The organism is Cellulophaga baltica, from assembly GCF_018861125.1.
Lineage (GTDB): Bacteria > Bacteroidota > Bacteroidia > Flavobacteriales > Flavobacteriaceae > Cellulophaga > Cellulophaga baltica_A.
In genome coordinates this window covers 157,885-174,898 of record NZ_JAHKQN010000020.1, presented here as the reverse complement: position 1 = coordinate 174,898, position 17,014 = coordinate 157,885, and the positions used below count along the sequence as shown (strand labels likewise).

The window sequence follows — 17,014 nt, the reverse complement described above, 5'->3', positions numbered from 1 at the left end:
ATGGGAAAAGAAAATGTATTAATTGTAGATGATGATGAAATATACTTATACCTTATACAAAGAGTGTTAAGAGAGCTCTCAAACGGAGTGGAAATTTACACATCTACTGATGGTGAACAGGCCTTAGACTTTATAAGAAAGTGTGATGAAGATAAGCAGCTAGCTCCTAAAGTTATACTTTTAGATGTTAATATGCCATTTTTAGACGGTTGGGGCTTTTTAGATGAGTTCAAAAAGCTAAAAGTAAATTTTGATGATAAAATCTTTATTTATTTAGTAACATCTTCAGAAATGCCAGCAGATAAAAAGCGTGCACTAGAATACGAAGAGTTAACAGGGTATATCGTAAAGCCTATCTCAGAAAAAAAATTGTCTGGAATGCTTACAGAAGTTTTTTCAGAAATGCGTACACAATGAGTATTAAGTCATTTTGAAAATTCATAAATTACTTAATACGTTTTTTTTTTTTTTTTTTATTATAACTATTCTCTAGTGGCTAATATTTCGCCGTCACTGTCTTGTAGTGTAGATGACTCTATTAGTGTGGCAGTTTCTTCAGGTAAATCGGTTCCTGGGTATTGAATTGTGTATAAGCCATTTTCAATACTCCAAGAAAAATCTGTCTGCATAATTAATACGTCGTCACTATATTCGTGGTAACGGCCTAAATAGGCATCATTAAAAATCCATTCGTATTCAGTTTCTGAAGTTTTCTCTGTAGTAGATGAATTAAGTTCTATGGTATTTGTCCAAATACCAATAATTGGATCATCATTAATTGTGGTAGTCTTTGAACAGCTCACAAAAACTGTTGTAGCACAAAGTGCCATGAAAAACAGGGGCTTTTTCATAATAAGTAGGTTTAATTTGGGAATTTAAATTTAGTGAAGATGACTGGTTTTCAATTTTTTTTTCGATGTACGGTGTTAATTGGATTGATTTTTCGATATATGGTAGGTTTTTTTAACAAAAGAGGGTTTTAATTTTAAGTAAAAACTAACAAAGACGTCGTTTAAAAAACAATTTCTACAACAGTTATTCTATTAAATTTCAGTACTTTTGAATATAATAAATTCAATACAAAAAAATATAAAATGAAAGTTACAGTAGTAGGAGCAGGTGCTGTTGGTGCAAGTTGTGCTGAGTACATTGCGATTAAAGATTTTGCATCTGAAGTAGTATTATTAGATATTAAAGAGGGCTATGCAGAAGGTAAAGCAATGGATTTAATGCAAACAGCTTCTTTAAATGGTTTTGATACAAAAATTACAGGTATAACTAATGATTATGCTGCTACAGCAGGTAGTGATGTAGCTGTAATCACATCAGGTATTCCACGTAAGCCAGGTATGACTAGAGAAGAGTTAATAGGTATTAATGCCGGAATTGTGAAAATGGTTTCTTCTAGTATTATTGAGCATTCTCCTAATTGTATTTTAATCGTTGTAAGTAACCCTATGGATACAATGACGTATTTAGTACACAAAACTTTAGGTCTTCCTAAAAATCAAATTATAGGTATGGGTGGTGCTTTAGATAGCGCACGTTTCAAATACCGTTTAGCTGAAGCTTTAGAGGCTCCAATTTCAGATGTTGACGGTATGGTTATCGGTGGACACAGTGATACAGGTATGGTTCCATTAACTGGGCATGCAACACGTAATAGCATTAAAGTTTCTGAATTTTTGTCAGAAGAGAGATTAGAGCAAGTAGCGGCTGATACTAAAGTTGGTGGTGCTACATTAACAAAATTACTAGGTACAAGTGCTTGGTATGCTCCAGGTGCTGCGGTTTCTAGTATGGTTCAAGCAATTGCTTGTGATCAAAAGAAAATGTTCCCATGTTCAGCTTATCTTGAAGGTGAGTATGATTTAAGCGATATTTGTATTGGTGTTCCAGTTATTTTAGGTAAAAACGGAATCGAGCAAATAGTTGATATTCCATTAAGTGACGCTGACAAAACAAAGATACAAGAAAGTGCTGCAGGAGTTAAGAAAACAAATGCATTGTTAGAGCTTTAATGCTTTATTTTAATAAAATTGAAAGGGCAGTTGTCAATGTGATAACTGCCCTTGCTTATAAATGCAAAAAATTATTGTCATTTCCTTTCTTTAATGATATATTTGCACGCTTACAAAAAAAACCAGAAATTAATATAGTAACTAATGCAAAATAAAGGTCTTATAAAGCTTTTCGCTTTTTTGTTTGGATTGGTAAGTATTTACCAGTTATCATACACGTTCATCGCGAACAGTGTTGAGAAGAAAGCGGCAAGTAATGCAGCAAGCAGTATAGCTAGTACTGAAAGTGATTACCTAAGTCAAAGAAAAGATTTAGAAGTCAAGTATTTAGACTCTATTGGAGATGAATCAATTTTAGGTTTTACAACCTATAATGATGCGAAGAAAAAAGAGCTTAACAAGGGGTTAGATTTAAAAGGTGGTATTAATGTTACTTTACAAATATCAGTAAAAGATATTTTAAAAGGATTAGCAAATAACACTAAAAATTTAGCTTTTAACAAGGCTTTAGCTGAAGCTGATACAGCATCAAAAAATAGTAGTGATACGTATGTAGATCTATTTTTTGAAGCTTTTGAAAACTTAAAAGGAGATTCAAAATTAGCTTCTCCTGAAATTTTTGCTAATAAAGGATTAAGTGATGTTGTTAATTTTCAAATGTCTGATGACGAGGTAAAGCCTATCATTAGAACTAAAATTGACGAATCAATTGTGTCTGCTTTTGAAGTATTAAGAGAACGTATTGATGGTTTTGGTGTTTCTCAACCAAACATTCAAAGAGAAGGTACTTCAGGTCGTATTTTGGTTGAATTACCAGGAGCTAAAGATATAGCAAGAGCACAAGAGTTACTTTCTAGTACAGCGCAATTAGAATTCTGGGAAACTTACAGACCAGACAATCAATATTTAAGTAGATTCTTATACGATGTAAATGAAAAATTAAAAACTATTGTTGAGGTTGAAGAGCCAGAAACGGTTTCTAAACAAGAGTCTGAGATAGATTCTTTACTTTCAGATGTATCTCAAGATTCTATTGATTTTGCTAGTCAAGTAAATCCATTAATTGATTTATTAATTCCTGCAGATCCAAATGGTTTCTCATTTATTAGAGCATCAGTTAATGATACAGCTCAAATAAGCGCATATTTAAATATGCCAGAAATTAAAAGAATTATTCCTAAAGAATTACAATTTGTAAAATTCTTATGGGAAAGACCAACTGAAGGAGCTGAAGTAGTTGGACTATATGCTTTAAAATCAAATAGAGCTGCTGCTCCAAGGATTAGTGGTGATGTTGTTAGTGATGCTAGTGATGTTTTCGATACTAGTAACAGACCTGCAGTTAGTATGAGTATGAATACTAAAGGTGCTAAAGATTGGCAAAAACTTACAAGTGATGCTAATGTTAATGGTACTGGTATTGCAATTGTACTTGATAATAAAGTGTACACTGCTCCAGGTTGTTCTGTAGTAGGTGGTATATCTGGTGGACGTACTGAAATTACAGGTACATTCACAATCAATGAAACAAAAGATATTGCAAATGTTCTTAGAGCGGGTAAATTACCTGCAAGAGCAGAAATTATTGCATCAGAAATTGTTGGTCCTTCATTAGGTCAAGAAGCAATTACAAGTGGTTTCAATTCATTTGCAATTGCAATGTTATTTGTGTTGTTATGGATGATTTTCTATTATGGTAAAGCAGGTGCCTTTGCCGATATTGCTTTATTATTCAACATCTTATTAATATTTGGTGTATTAACAAGTATAAAAGCTGTATTAACATTACCTGGTATTGCTGGTATTGTATTAACAATTGGTATGTCGGTTGATGCGAACGTACTTATATTTGAGCGTATAAAAGAAGAAATTGCAAATGGTAAAGGTAAAGCCTTAGCTATTGCAGATGGTTTTAGTAACGCATTATCATCTATTTTAGATGCAAACATTACAACTGGTCTTACTGCAATTATTCTTTTCATATTTGGTTCAGGACCAATTAAAGGTTTTGCTACTACTTTAATTATAGGTATTTTAACTTCTTTATTTACAGCGATATTTGTCACAAGATTGTTAATCGAATGGTACTTATCTGGTAAAGACAGAAAATTAGAATTCTCAACAGGAATTACTAAAAACTTATTTAAAAATATTAATGTTGATTTCCTATCTAAAAGAAAAATCGCATATATTTTATCATCAGCTTTAGTTGTTGTTGGGTTGTATTCATTACTATTCGGTCCTGGTTTACAGCAAGGTGTTGATTTTGTTGGAGGTCGTTCTTACCAAATTCGTTTTGAACAGGCTGTAAGTCCTTCTGAAATGGCAACAGAATTAAACAGTGTATTTGGTAGTGGTACTAATGTGAAAACTTTTGGTGATGACAATCAAGTGAAAATAACAACACCTTATAAAGTAGAGGTTGAAGGTATTGAGGTTGATAATGAAATTCAAAAAAAGCTTTATACAACATTACAGAAATATTTGCCAGACGGATTAACTTATGAAGAGTTTACTGTTGCTAGTGATGTAAAAACGGTAGGTATTATGCAATCTGTAAAAGTAGGTCCTACTATTGCAGATGATATTAAGAACAATGCTTTATGGGCAATTATAGGTTCATTAGCAGTGGTATTTTTATATATCTTATTCCGTTTCCGTAAATGGCAATTCTCATTAGGTGCTGTAGTTGCAGTTTTCCATGATGTTTTAATTGTATTGGGCATATTCTCTATCTTCGGAAAAATAATGCCTTTTAATATGGAGATTGATCAAGCATTTATAGCGGCAATCTTAACTGTAATTGGTTACTCACTGAATGATACGGTGGTTGTATTTGATCGTATTCGAGAAATAGTTGGTGAAAGAGGTTGGAAAGCTGGTGAAAACACAAATTTAGCATTAAACAGTACATTAGGTAGAACACTGAATACTTCATTAACTACTGTTATTGTGCTTATCGCAATATTCGCTTTTGGTGGAGATTCATTAAGAGGATTTATGTTTGCAATGATTATAGGTGTATTAGTAGGTACATACTCTTCATTATTTATTGCAACTCCTGTAATGTTTGATACATTAAAAAGTAAAATTCAAAAAGGTGGAAAAGAAGAATAGATTCTAATTTTCATTTTAAATTATAATAATGAAGCCCTGAAAGTATAACTTTCAGGGCTTTATTTATTTAGTAAGAGCTAGTTAAAGTTGTTAGTTAGATTTTTAATGTTGTTTATTATTAATTGTAGTAAATAATGAATTAGTTATGATTTTAGATAATTAAAAAACCTTAGAAACTAAGGTTTCTAAGGCTTTTTAATATTAGAGCTATTTGGTACTTAATTAACCTTGATATGCTGGTAAATTAAATACAAAAGAACTTCCTTCTTTAGGCTTGCTTAAAACTGTAATCGTAGTTTCATGTAAATCCATTATCTTTTTAACAATTGCTAAACCTAAGCCAGAACCTTGTTTACTAGCTTTATCAACTTGTTTGTAACGATCGAAAATAAAAGGCTGTTCATTTACAGGTATTCCTGTTCCGGTATCTGAAATATTAATTTCAATATTTTTAGATAATTTGCTTAATGAAAGAGTTACGGCCCCATAAGGATCAGTATACTTAATAGCATTTTCAAGAAGATTTTGTAATGCTCTTTCAACTAAACTTACATCGGCAAAAACCAAACAGTTTTCTTCAGGACAATCTAATGTTAAGATTATTTCTTTTTTCTGAGCGATAACTTTAAATTTAGCAATCAAATCGTAAGACAGTTCGGTGATAGAAAATGGTTCTTTAATTGGTGATATTTGTTCAGCTTCTAGTTTAGAGTACTCAAATAACTGATTAATTAAATTAGATAATTTGTCTACATTATCATGTGTAATTTGCAAGTAGTTATCCTTTTCTTTTTCTGATAATGAATCTTTCTTAATTTGTAAAGTTTCAATGTATCCTTTTAAAATTGCTAACGGTGTACGTAAATCGTGTGATACGTTTGCAATTAATTCTCTTCTAAGTGTATCAACTGATTTCATTTTTTCCATATTATCAACAATTGTGTCTGCCATATCATTAAACGAATGTGCAAATACTTCAATATCTGAACCTTCTGGGTTTTCAATTCTTGCATTTAAATCTCCTTCTCTAAACCTAATAACAGTATTTGTAATGATTCGTAAATTCTTAGTTAAGAACCAGATGCTCAACAAACCAATTATTGCAGAGAATACCATAGTTAAAAGTGTTGCTCCAAAACCTAATTGTTTAAAATATGAGCTTAATAGGTTTTCGCTAATATTTAAAAAATCTTCTCCTGTTAAAATAATGTATACGAAGCCTTTTTTTTCTTCAACACTATATGGTGCAACAGAGAATATTTTTTTTGAATCTGGATTTCTAGGGTCATCACCCTCAATAAATATTTTACCATCTGCAGCTATAAATTTTTTAATAGGTGCTAATGCTACTGTTTTGGTTACTGAACTGTCATTATCAAGCACCACAGAATATAAAACTTCACCAATGTCATTTAATAGGTAAACCTCAATACTGTGATTTACTGCCATCATATCATGCATCAAATCACCAAACAATTGTTTGTTTACACTTCCATCTTCTAAAAATGGTGAAGCATTTGAAAATTTCTCTTGTATTACATGGTTTGCAACATTTGCATTTACTTGCTGTATGGTAGCCTTATTGTATTTATTAGCGTAATAACCCGTTATAAATATATAAGAGACGCCCATCAATAGTACTAAAAAGCCAAATGCAAGCCATAGTTTTTTAATTAACTTAGGGGTAAGTGTTTTGTATTCTGTACTCATGAGTATATATCTTCATTAAATTTGTAACCAACTCCCCATGTGGTGAGTATGTAATGTGGGTTTGCCATGTCAGACTCTATTTTAGCTCTTAGTCTGTTTATATGTGAGTTTACAGTATGTTCATAACCGTTAAAATTATATCCCCAAATAATATTCAATAATTCTGTTCTTGAGTAATTTCTCCCTGGATTGTTAGCCATTAAAACCAGTAGTTCAAACTCTTTTGGAGAAAGTTCTATTTTGTCTTCGTTAAGTAAAACTTTGCGTTTGTCTACATCAATTTTTAAGCCGTCAATGGTAATTAATGAAGAATCTTTTTTATCTTCTTTAATAGTATTTGTTCTTCGCATAACTGCTTTTATACGCGCTAAAAGTTCACGAATACTAAAAGGTTTGGTAATGTAGTCATCAGCTCCAATTTCAAGTCCTAATACACGGTCTATCTCTTCAGATTTTGCTGTTAGCATAATAATAGGAGTGCTTTTTTCGGCTCTAACATTTTTACATATTTCAATACCATTCATACTTGGCAGTGTTAAGTCAAGTATAATTAGATCGTAATTATTTTCAAGGGCCATTTTAAGTCCCATTGCGCCATCGGTTGCTTTTGAGGTTTTGTATGTTTGGTCGGTAAGATGAATTTCTAATAGTTGTACTATTTCTAAATCATCTTCAATTATTAAGATGTTTTTCATAATTAAATACGAATGAAGTTAAAAAGTATCACGGAAGTATCACAGATTTTGATTTATAGGTAAACGGCTAAAAATGAGGTTCAGGAGAAACTCGTTTTTTATTAGTAGTCATTAAAAAGCGCTCCTTACAAATGTTGCAGAAACTTTAATTATTTAGGATTGGCTTATTTTGATTTTTTTTTCAAATAAGTTTTTGTGAAGCAGGAGATTATATTTAATTTGATTGTTGAATATTTTATGCCTGTAATAAGGTTGTTGTGATACTTTTATTTACAAAAACTAAAAATCTTAGTAAACCACTTCTTGAAGATTTTTTTAAGTTAAGTCTTCAATGGCTAAATGTTTCCGAATAAATTAAGATGTGAAATAGTAGTAATTAGAGTAGAACTTAATCTTGATAATCGTAAAGATCTATTTGTTTTTTAAACTTTAGGCTAGCGATATAGGAGTTGAAAGCTATTGAAAAACAAAACTTGTTTCAAATATAGGAGTTAGTTATCCCTAGTGAACTGTTTCAGGACAATTAAATTTTATACTTTTTTTGAAAGAGAGCTTATTTTAGCTCTCTTTTATTTTATAATAGTTCCGTAAGAGCCACTTTTGCTTTTCTTCAATTCAAATATATTTTCAGGCAGTAAACCAGGTTCATCTCTATGAGAAACAAATAATATGGTTGTTGTGCTTTCTTGAGCTATTTTATTTGTTAAGGCAACAAATAAAGAAGCACTTTCATCATCTAAATTTTCAGTAGGCTCATCAAGTATTAGTAATAAAGGATGCTTTATCATTGCTCTAGCTACCATTATTAATCGTTGTTGTCCAATGGGTAGTTCAATAAAAATACTATTTTTTAAGTGTTGAATATTTAAAACATTAAGCCATTCTTGTGCTAAGCTAATTTGTGTCTCAGTTGGGTATTTGTATAGGCCAATAGAATCATTTAAGCCAGAAATAAGCATGTGTTGCACAGTGTGTTCACCATAAAAATTATTGGTTAAAGTAGGAGAGTAGTAACCTATTTTTTTCTTGATATCCCAGATGCTTTCTTCGCTACCTTTCTTTTTTCCGAATAAATACAAATCTTGACCATAACCCTTACTGTTTTCACCAGTAATCATAGATAGTAGCGTAGTTTTTCCACTACCATTTTTACCTTTTAGCTGCCAAAACTCTCCTTTTTTAATTGCCCAATTAATATTAGTAATTATTGGTTTGTCTTCATAACTTACAGATACGTTATTTAAATAAATTAAAATGTCATCGGTGTAAGCTATTTTTTCTAATGGTCCTGGTATTTTAAATTTAAAATAGTCTTTATGAATTATAGTTTCTTCATTTTTTTCAACTTCAGTTAAATTACCATTAGTTTGAAATTTAAATTCATTTTTTATAAAATCTAAGGCGTCACTTTTTCTGCTGATAAGTAGAATAAAAGTAATCTCAGAAGCTAACTCTTTAAGTGTGATTTTAAGTTGCTCTTTTGAGCTAAAATCTAAATTATCAAAAGGGTTATCTAAGATTATATAGTCAAGATTGGTTGTGAGTAAATGTTTTAAAACAATTTTCTTTTGCTCACCACTAGACATTGACTTTAAGGTCTGTGAAAGTCCTTCTGTAACCGTTTTAATATCATGTTTTTCTTCTTCATTAATAAACTCATCTATTTTGCTTTTTGATAGAATTGAACCTTTTAAAGCGTTAAATTTCTCAAATACAGAAGTAGCTCTTTTTTCAAGTATACCGTTAATGAAACTTGATGTATCAGTAGTGTTATTAATAAATATTGTAAAGTGTTGCATGCTTGTGTAAGTGAAAATTAAATATGAACTCTAAATATATGAACAGGATTGTTATTGTATGTGGTTGTTTTGTCAATATTCATCAAGTTATTTTGAGCGATTTTTTGTGATGGTTTATTGTCAATATGTATTATAGATATTAATGACTTAGCTAATTTATTCTCAATCGCATATATTTTACATTTCTGAGCCGCTTCTGTTGCAAAACCCTTATACCAATATTCAGGCAGAAGTGAATAGGCTATTTCAATTTCTTTTATATTATTGACCTTTTGAACCAATAAACCACACAAGCCAATAAATTCACCATTACTTTTGTTAATCAGCGCAAGTTTGCCGCCCAAATTATTTTCATATCTAAACAATGTTCGATCAAAATCTTGATGACAAGCTTCTATTGGGTTTTTTGGTAGTCCTGACCAAAATTCAGAAGTTCTTTTGTCTTTATGAAAGGGCAACCACTTTTCAAAATCATTAGAAGTGATTTTTCTGAATAATAAACGTTCAGATGTTACGCTATCCATTAAATAGTCATTCATCTGGTAGTGGAAATTTATTGTTTTGTAAAAGAGATACTATCTTTAACTTCTAAAAGAAGTTCTTGTGCTAAGCCCGCATTTAATTCTAAAACATATTTTACAGGAACTTGAGATGATAATCCTATTTCGTTATGTGGTTCGGCATTTTCTTGAAAACTTGCAATGCGCATATTCTCATCAATAAAAATAATGTCTAATGGGATTTCAGTATTTTTCATGTAAAAAGAATGCATAGCAACATCAGGAAAAATAAAAAGCATACCACAATCTTTTTTCATTGACTCTCGGTACATTAATCCTGTTTCAGTTTCATAATCACTGTCAGCAATTTCAATATCAAATTGCGCAATTATAGAATCTGTCTTTTCTTTATAAATTTTAAGCTCACCTTCTTTTTCAAAGATTACCGCTTCAGTTTTTACAATATTTTTTTGCTCATCTTTACATGAAGTAATGCAGATTGAAGCGCAGAAAAGTATAACAAATAACGTTCTAAACATTTAATTATGATTTAGTTGGTCTGAACATGAAATAAAGGCCAATAATAATAAAAGGGATACTTAGCCATTGCCCAATAGCTAATACTTCCATGGATGCGTCAAGTGAGTTTTGGCGTTCTTTTACGTATTCAACAAAGAAACGAACAGACCATAAAAGCACTAAAAATGTACCAAATAAGAATCCTGGTTTATCTTTTTTATCAGTTTTCCAGTAGAAATACGATAAAATTAAAAACACAAAAATATAACAAATGCCTTCGTATAATTGTCCTGGATGCCTATATGGAATAGCATTTAAAACATCAGCGTATTTAGGGTTGTTTTCAATTAAATCATAAGCAACATTTGCAGTTTTTGCTTTAGTTAATTGCATTGCTCTATAAGCAGGTAAATCATCAGAATTACGAACAAACTTTGTTGCAAATATAAATGACTTTTCTACCGTTTTACCAACAATTTCAGAGTTGAAAAAGTTACCCAGACGAACAAAAAATGCACCAATTGCTGATGGTATTACCAAACGATCTAAAATCCATAAAACTTTAAATTCAGGGTGTTTTTTAGTGTATAGAAATATAGCAAGTATAATACCTATCGTTGCGCCGTGACTAGCAAGCCCAGTGAAACCAGTAAATTCATAACCACTAATAAAACCAAATAGATTGCCATCGGCTGTTTCGCGAATTGGTAGTAAAATTTCTAATAAATGATTTTGGTAATACGCCCAATCATAAAAGAAAACGTGACCTAAACGAGCACCTAACATAGTTGCTAAAACAGTATAAATAAAAAGAGAATCTAATTGTTCAAGCGTTTTATTTTCTTTCAGAAAAATTTTCTTCATTATATACCATCCCACAGCAAAAGCGGCGATCCAAAGTAGGTTATAATATTTTATTTGGATGAAACCGATGTTGAATAAAGTGTCATTCGGATTCCAAGTAATACCTAAAAAGTACATTTATAATAATTTTGAAGGGCTAAGATAAGAAAATACCAGCTAGACAGCCAGTTGCTGTGTAAAGAAAAAATAAATTTATAAAAAGTAAATGGTTAATTTAATCAAGGTACAGGGTCGTGACCTTTTCCTCCCCAAGGATTACAACTTATAATACGTTTTAAACTTAGCCAACCACCTTTAAATAAACCATGCTTTTTTAATGCTTCAAGTGTATACTGTGAGCAAGTTGGTACATACCTACAACTTGCTGGTGTATAAGGTGAAATTACCACTTGGTAAAAACGAACTAGCAAAATAAATGGAGCGATTAATATTTTTTTCATTCAGAAAATATTCTAAACAAAAATACAATAATCTAAAAAAGAAAAACCCGCTGAATAGCGGGTTTTTAAGTATTATTTAATAATTATGTTGTAGCAAAAGAAATAGGTTTTAAATGTTTTTCTTCAACTTCGGTAAATAAACGTGATTTAGTCATAAACCGATAACCTAAAGGTATTTCTAAAGAAAAACTAGCACCTCGGCCTTCAACAATATCAATTAATAGTTGGGTGTGTTTCCAATATTCAAATTGATCTTTTGACATGTAAAATTCGCAACCTGCTATGATACCTAAAAAAACATCATTTTCATTTAAGATTAAATCATCTTTCTCAAAACACATAGGAGCAGAGCCATCACAGCAACCACCACTTTGGTGAAACATAAGTTCACCATGTGTGGCTTTTAGTTGTGATACTATGTTTTTTGCTTCATCGGTAATTAAGACTCTTGGTACATTCATATCATTTTTTTTAAAAGAATCCTTGCGCTTTTTTGTCGTAAGAAATTAGCATGTTTTTAGTTTGACGGTAGTGGCTAAGCATCATTTTATGATTTTCTCTACCTATCCCAGATTTTTTGTAACCACCAAAAGGAGCATGTGCAGGGTATAAATGGTAGCAGTTTACCCAAACTCTACCCGCTTTCACAGCACGCGATATTTGATATGCTTGGTGTGTGTCCCTAGTCCAAACACCAGCACCTAAACCATATAGTGTATCATTTGCTATTTCAATAGCTTCTGCTTCGTCTTTAAAAGTAGTGACACATAATACGGGGCCAAAAATTTCTTCTTGAAAAACACGCATTTTATTATTTCCTTTTAATATAGTTGGTTGAATGTAATAACCACCTTCTAAACCTTCATTGTAAGCAGCTTCGCCACCCGTGATAAGTTCACAACCTTCTTCTTTACCAATTTTAATATAGTTTAGTATTTTTTCATATTGATCATTTGATACTTGTGCACCCATCATGGTTGTTGGGTCTAACGGATGGCCGATTTTAATTGCTTTAGTACGCTCAACTACGCGTTCAATAAATTTGTCATAAATACTTTCTTGAACAAGCATGCGTGAAGGGCAGGTACATATCTCCCCTTGATTTAAAGCAAACATTACTGCGCCTTCAATACATTTATCAAAGAAATCATCATCAGCATCCATAATGTTTTCAAAGAAAATATTTGGTGATTTTCCACCTAATTCAAGCGTAACAGGTGTAATGTTTTTTGACGCATATTGCATAATTAATTGTCCGGTAGTAGTTTCACCTGTAAAAGCAACTTTGTTAATTCGTGAACTTGAAGCTAAAGGTTTGCCTGCTTCTGCACCAAAGCCATTTACAATATTTAATACACCAGCTGGTAAAATATCTTCAATAAGTTCCATTAAAACCAAAATACTAACAGGTGTTTGTTCTGCTGGTTTTAATACAACGCAGTTTCCTGCGGCCAATGCCGGTGCAACCTTCCACGTTGCCATAAGTATAGGGAAGTTCCAAGGAATTATTTGAGCAACAACACCAAGTGGTTCAGTAACATTTAAAGCTACAGTATTAGCGTCTAACTCACTAACAGAACCTTCTTCGGCTCTAATAACTCCTGCAAAATATCTAAAATGATCAATAGCTAAAGGTAAATCAGCAGCCATTGTTTCACGTAATGCCTTTCCATTATCCCAGGTTTCCGCTCTTGCTAATATTTCTAAGTTTTTCTCCATAACATCAGCAATTTTTAAAAGCAGATTACTTCTTTTGGTTGCAGATGAACTGTTCCATTCAGGTGCAGCTTTCCAAGCGGCATCAATTGCTTTTTCTACATCTTCAGACGTTGACCTCGCAATTTTGGTGAAGTTGTTGCCGTCTACGGGAGATTTGTTTTCAAAATATTTTCCATTTGTAGGTGAAACCCATTTTCCACCAATATAATTGTCATATTGATTTTTGAATTTTGGTTTTTCTAATGTGTTGCGTTCTGCTGTTTGTATATTGCTCATAGTTTAAATATTTTATAAGATTAATAACATTTTCTGTGATATGAATTGTTATATGTTGATTGTCAATCACCTTATAAAATTAGTTTTCATCTTTTTAAATTGATTGAATAATTCTATCAATTTGATGTACAATTCTGCTATTTATTATTAATTTAAGATTTTTTAACTTATAATTTTATATATTCAATATAATGTAAGGTGATAAATTATTTAAATCGTTATTTGTTATGATTGAGTTGTCCGATGATTTTCTAAAGAATAGAAAATTAGAGTCTTTAGTTGAAAATAAAACTTCTTATACTTTAAAGAGTGCAGCTTTGCATATTTTTGAAACTCATAAACAAGCTAGCGAGGTTCTGTTGAGTTTTGATCAGCCTGTTTTAGCAAGTATGATTGTAGGTAGAAAAGTGATGCATTTACGAGAGCATCAATCATTTGATTTTTTACCAGGAGAGTCTTTAATATTACCAGCAAATGAAACCATGTGCATTGATTTTCCTGAAGCGAAATATAAAAACCCAACAAAATGTTTAGCAATGGCTATTTCTGAAGATAAAATTAAGAATGTGCTAAGGTTAATGAATGAAAATATGCCGAAAGATAACGGTAATGAGTGGGGGTTAATGGATTACAATTTTCATTTTGTAAATGACTTAGGGATATATCAAATACTACAAAGACTACTTTTTTTGTTTACAGAAAACCATCAATCAAAAGATTTTTTTGTAGATAATATGCTTCGAGAGCTAATTATTAGAATATTGCAGACTAATGAACGAATGATTTATACGCCAGAAACATTAGCATTAGCCGAGGAGAGTAGGCTTACATTTATTGTGAAATATATTAGAGAAAACCTACATGAATCTTTAACTGTTGAAGAATTAAGTAAAAAGGCTTGTATGAGTCCGTCACATTTTCATCGCACTTTTAAAAATGAATTAGGGCTTTCACCTATTGGTTTTATAAATAATGAAAGAATAAAACTAGCAGTAAGTCTTCTTCAAAATTCTAAAAGAAAGATAAAAGATATTTATATGGAGTGTGGTTTTGAAAGCAGGTCTTATTTCAACCGTGTTTTCAAAACCAAACAACATATTTCTCCAGGGGAATATCAATTAAAAATGAAGCAACATCTGTATTAAGATACACTAAATGTTGTGCCATCTTTACCATCTTTAAGTTGGATACCTAAAGCAGCTAATTGATCTCTAATTTTATCGGATGTGGCAAAATCTTTATTGTCACGAGCTTCTTTTCTCAATTGTATTAATAGCGAAACTACATCAGGTAATTTGTCACTGTCTGTAGCAGAAGTATTTTTGTTTTCTAAACCTAAAACGTCAAATACAAAAGCATTTAAGGTTTCTTGTAAAAGTGTTTTATCGCTTTCAGTTATGCTAGCTTTACCTTCTTTTAAAGCATTTATTTGTTTAACAGCTTCAAATAAATGAGCAATAAGTGTAGGAGAATTAAAGTCATCATTCATAGCATCATAACACTTTTGTCTCCATGCACTAACATCAAAAGTAGAAGTGTTTGATGTGTTCAGAGCTTCAATAGCGTTAATAGCATCCATTAATTTTGTATACCCTTTTTCTGATGCTAATAGTGCATCATTACTCAAATCTAATATGCTCGTGTAATGTGCTTGCATCATAAAAAAGCGAACAACAGTAGGTGAAAAAGCTTTTGAGAGTATGTTATTTTCTCCAGTAAATATTTCTTCAGGTAGAATGTTATTGCCTGTTGATTTAGCCATTTTTTTACCATTCATGGTAAGCATATTAGCATGCATCCAATATTTAACGGGTGAAGTACCATTACTAGCTTCTGCTTGTGCAATTTCACACTCGTGATGTGGGAATTTTAAATCCATACCGCCACCGTGAATGTCAAAAGTTTTGCCTAAGTATTTTGTGCTCATAGCAGTACACTCAAGATGCCAACCAGGGAAACCATCTCCCCAAGGTGAAGGCCATCTCATAATATGCTGTGGCTCTGCTTTTTTCCAAAGGGCAAAATCTTGCGGACTTTTTTTCTCGTCTTGAGCGGTAAGCTCACGAGTATTTGATATCATATCTTCAAGCTTACGACCACTAAGTTTCCCGTAATTATGAGAGTCGTTAAATTTTGGTACATTAAAATAAACAGAACCATTTATCTCGTATGCAAAACCTTTTTCAATAATATCTTTTATAATTTCAATTTGCTCAATAATATGACCCGTAGCAGTTGGCTCTATGCTAGGAGGTAAAAAGTTGAACTTTTGAAGAATCGTATGAAAATCTACAGTATATCGCTGTACTACTTCCATAGGTTCTATACGTTCTAAACGAGCTTTTTTTGCAATCTTATCTTCACCCTCGTCTGCATCATTCTCTAAATGGCCAGCATCGGTAATATTACGAACGTATCTTACTTTATAACCTAAATGTTTTAGGTATCTAAAAATCATATCAAAAGACATGAAAGTACGGCAGTTACCTAAGTGTACATTACTATAGACTGTAGGTCCGCAAACATACATGCCAACATAGCCTTCGCTAATTGATTCAAATACTTCTTTTTGTCCGTTTAATGAATTGTAAACCTTTAAAGGCTGGCTTTTATATAATTGCATTCGAGATAAAAACTTTAAAATTTAGTTTCTAGTTTTATAAAATTTAAGAACTCACGTCTTGTAGCTTCCTCTTTAAATTTACCACCATATTCTGCAGTAACTGTACTACTTTCAATATCACGGATTCCTCTTGAGTTCACGCATAAATGTTTAGCATCAATAATACATGCAACATCTTCAGTATTCAAAACTTTCTGCAATTCGCGAACTATTTGAATATTTAAACGCTCTTGTACTTGAGGTCTTTTTGCAAAATAATCTACAATTCGGTTCATTTTTGATAAACCTACGACATTACCGTTTGATATGTAGGCAACATGAGCTCGCCCAACTATAGGTAGTAAATGGTGCTCACAAGTACTGTAAAGTGTTATGTTTTTTTCAACTAACATTTCACCGTACTTATACTTGTTATCAAATGTAGAAGACTTCGGTTTTTTATCTGGGTGCAAACCAGAAAATATTTCGTTTACAAACATTTTAGCAACTCGGTTAGGAGTTCCCTTTAAACTATCATCTGTAAGGTCAAGACCTAGTGTTTCAAGTATTTGAGTAACGTTTTCTTTAATTTTGACAATTTTTTCATCATCACTTAATGCAAAAGCATTGTCGCGTAAAGGCGTATCTTCAGAAGAAGATATGTGATCATCACCCATTTGGTCAAATTGCTCTTCTATTGCGCTATCAATTTTCATTTTTAATCATCTCTTAAGTCGTGCAAAGATATACAT

16 protein-coding genes are annotated in these 17,014 nt (G+C 31.6%); 4 read left to right on the top strand and 12 right to left on the bottom strand.

Features of this window, described 5'->3' with window-relative positions; genetic code table 11:
• Entirely contained in the window at positions 1-417 is a 417-nt protein-coding gene (locus tag KO500_RS11060) for a response regulator (protein ID WP_215956610.1), read from the top strand.
• A gap of 65 nt (positions 418-482) precedes the next feature.
• Here the strand turns inward: KO500_RS11060 and KO500_RS11055 are convergent, their stop codons facing one another.
• Complete coding sequence (locus tag KO500_RS11055; protein WP_215956609.1) at positions 483-851, bottom strand: hypothetical protein; 369 nt, start codon at positions 849-851, stop codon at positions 483-485.
• Between the two features lie 243 nt (positions 852-1,094).
• On the opposite strand from KO500_RS11055, the gene mdh reads away from it, so the two are divergent.
• The gene (mdh, locus tag KO500_RS11050) at positions 1,095-2,021 is read left to right on the top strand and encodes a malate dehydrogenase (RefSeq protein WP_215956608.1); all 927 of its coding nucleotides are present in this window, start codon (positions 1,095-1,097) and stop codon (positions 2,019-2,021) included.
• A gap of 144 nt (positions 2,022-2,165) precedes the next feature.
• Positions 2,166-5,138, top strand: a complete 2,973-nt coding sequence (gene secDF, locus KO500_RS11045) for a protein translocase subunit SecDF (protein ID WP_215956607.1) — start codon at positions 2,166-2,168, stop codon at positions 5,136-5,138.
• 222 nt (positions 5,139-5,360) lie between these two features.
• Here secDF and KO500_RS11040 read toward each other — a convergent pair whose 3' ends face one another.
• The 9 genes from KO500_RS11040 to exaC all read right to left on the bottom strand — a co-directional run bounded on the left by KO500_RS11040 (position 5,361) and on the right by exaC (position 13,660).
• Positions 5,361-6,848, bottom strand: coding sequence for a sensor histidine kinase (locus KO500_RS11040; protein WP_215956606.1), 1,488 nt, complete (start codon positions 6,846-6,848; stop codon positions 5,361-5,363).
• Positions 6,845-7,543 (bottom strand): response regulator transcription factor, encoded by a 699-nt coding sequence (locus KO500_RS11035; RefSeq protein WP_215956605.1) that lies wholly within the window; start codon positions 7,541-7,543, stop codon positions 6,845-6,847. Before KO500_RS11035 ends, KO500_RS11040 begins: the two co-directional genes overlap by 4 nt.
• Before the next feature lie 569 nt (positions 7,544-8,112).
• Complete coding sequence (locus KO500_RS11030; RefSeq protein WP_215956604.1) at positions 8,113-9,342, bottom strand: ATP-binding cassette domain-containing protein; 1,230 nt, start codon at positions 9,340-9,342, stop codon at positions 8,113-8,115.
• Positions 9,343-9,359: 17 nt separating this feature from the next.
• A complete protein-coding gene (locus tag KO500_RS11025; RefSeq protein WP_252732484.1) occupies positions 9,360-9,866 on the bottom strand; it encodes a GNAT family N-acetyltransferase in 507 nt (168 codons plus the stop codon).
• A 29-nt stretch (positions 9,867-9,895) separates the two neighbouring features.
• Entirely contained in the window at positions 9,896-10,381 is a 486-nt protein-coding gene (locus tag KO500_RS11020; RefSeq protein WP_215956602.1) for a DUF192 domain-containing protein, read from the bottom strand.
• 4 nt (positions 10,382-10,385) lie between these two features.
• Complete coding sequence (gene lgt, locus KO500_RS11015; RefSeq protein WP_215956601.1) at positions 10,386-11,342, bottom strand: prolipoprotein diacylglyceryl transferase; 957 nt, start codon at positions 11,340-11,342, stop codon at positions 10,386-10,388.
• Between the two features lie 101 nt (positions 11,343-11,443).
• Positions 11,444-11,665, bottom strand: coding sequence for a membrane protein insertion efficiency factor YidD (gene yidD / locus KO500_RS11010; RefSeq protein ID WP_215956600.1), 222 nt, complete (start codon positions 11,663-11,665; stop codon positions 11,444-11,446).
• An 83-nt stretch (positions 11,666-11,748) separates the two neighbouring features.
• Complete coding sequence (locus tag KO500_RS11005) at positions 11,749-12,126, bottom strand: DUF779 domain-containing protein (RefSeq protein WP_215956599.1); 378 nt, start codon at positions 12,124-12,126, stop codon at positions 11,749-11,751.
• Between the two features lie 10 nt (positions 12,127-12,136).
• Complete coding sequence (gene exaC, locus KO500_RS11000; RefSeq protein WP_215956598.1) at positions 12,137-13,660, bottom strand: acetaldehyde dehydrogenase ExaC; 1,524 nt, start codon at positions 13,658-13,660, stop codon at positions 12,137-12,139.
• 227 nt (positions 13,661-13,887) lie between these two features.
• Here exaC and KO500_RS10995 point away from each other — a divergent pair, with 227 nt between their 5' ends.
• Positions 13,888-14,805 carry an AraC family transcriptional regulator gene (locus KO500_RS10995; RefSeq protein WP_252732483.1) on the top strand — a complete coding sequence of 306 codons (918 nt, stop codon included), beginning with the start codon at positions 13,888-13,890 and terminating at the stop codon, positions 14,803-14,805.
• Here KO500_RS10995 and cysS read toward each other — a convergent pair.
• Positions 14,802-16,283 (bottom strand): cysteine--tRNA ligase, encoded by a 1,482-nt coding sequence (cysS, locus tag KO500_RS10990; RefSeq protein WP_215956597.1) that lies wholly within the window; start codon positions 16,281-16,283, stop codon positions 14,802-14,804. The genes KO500_RS10995 and cysS overlap by 4 nt on opposite strands.
• 14 nt (positions 16,284-16,297) lie before the next feature.
• Positions 16,298-16,978: a GTP cyclohydrolase I FolE gene (gene folE / locus KO500_RS10985; protein WP_215956596.1), complete on the bottom strand. Its 681-nt coding sequence runs from the start codon at positions 16,976-16,978 to the stop codon at positions 16,298-16,300.
• Between the last annotated feature and the right edge of the window lie 36 nt (positions 16,979-17,014).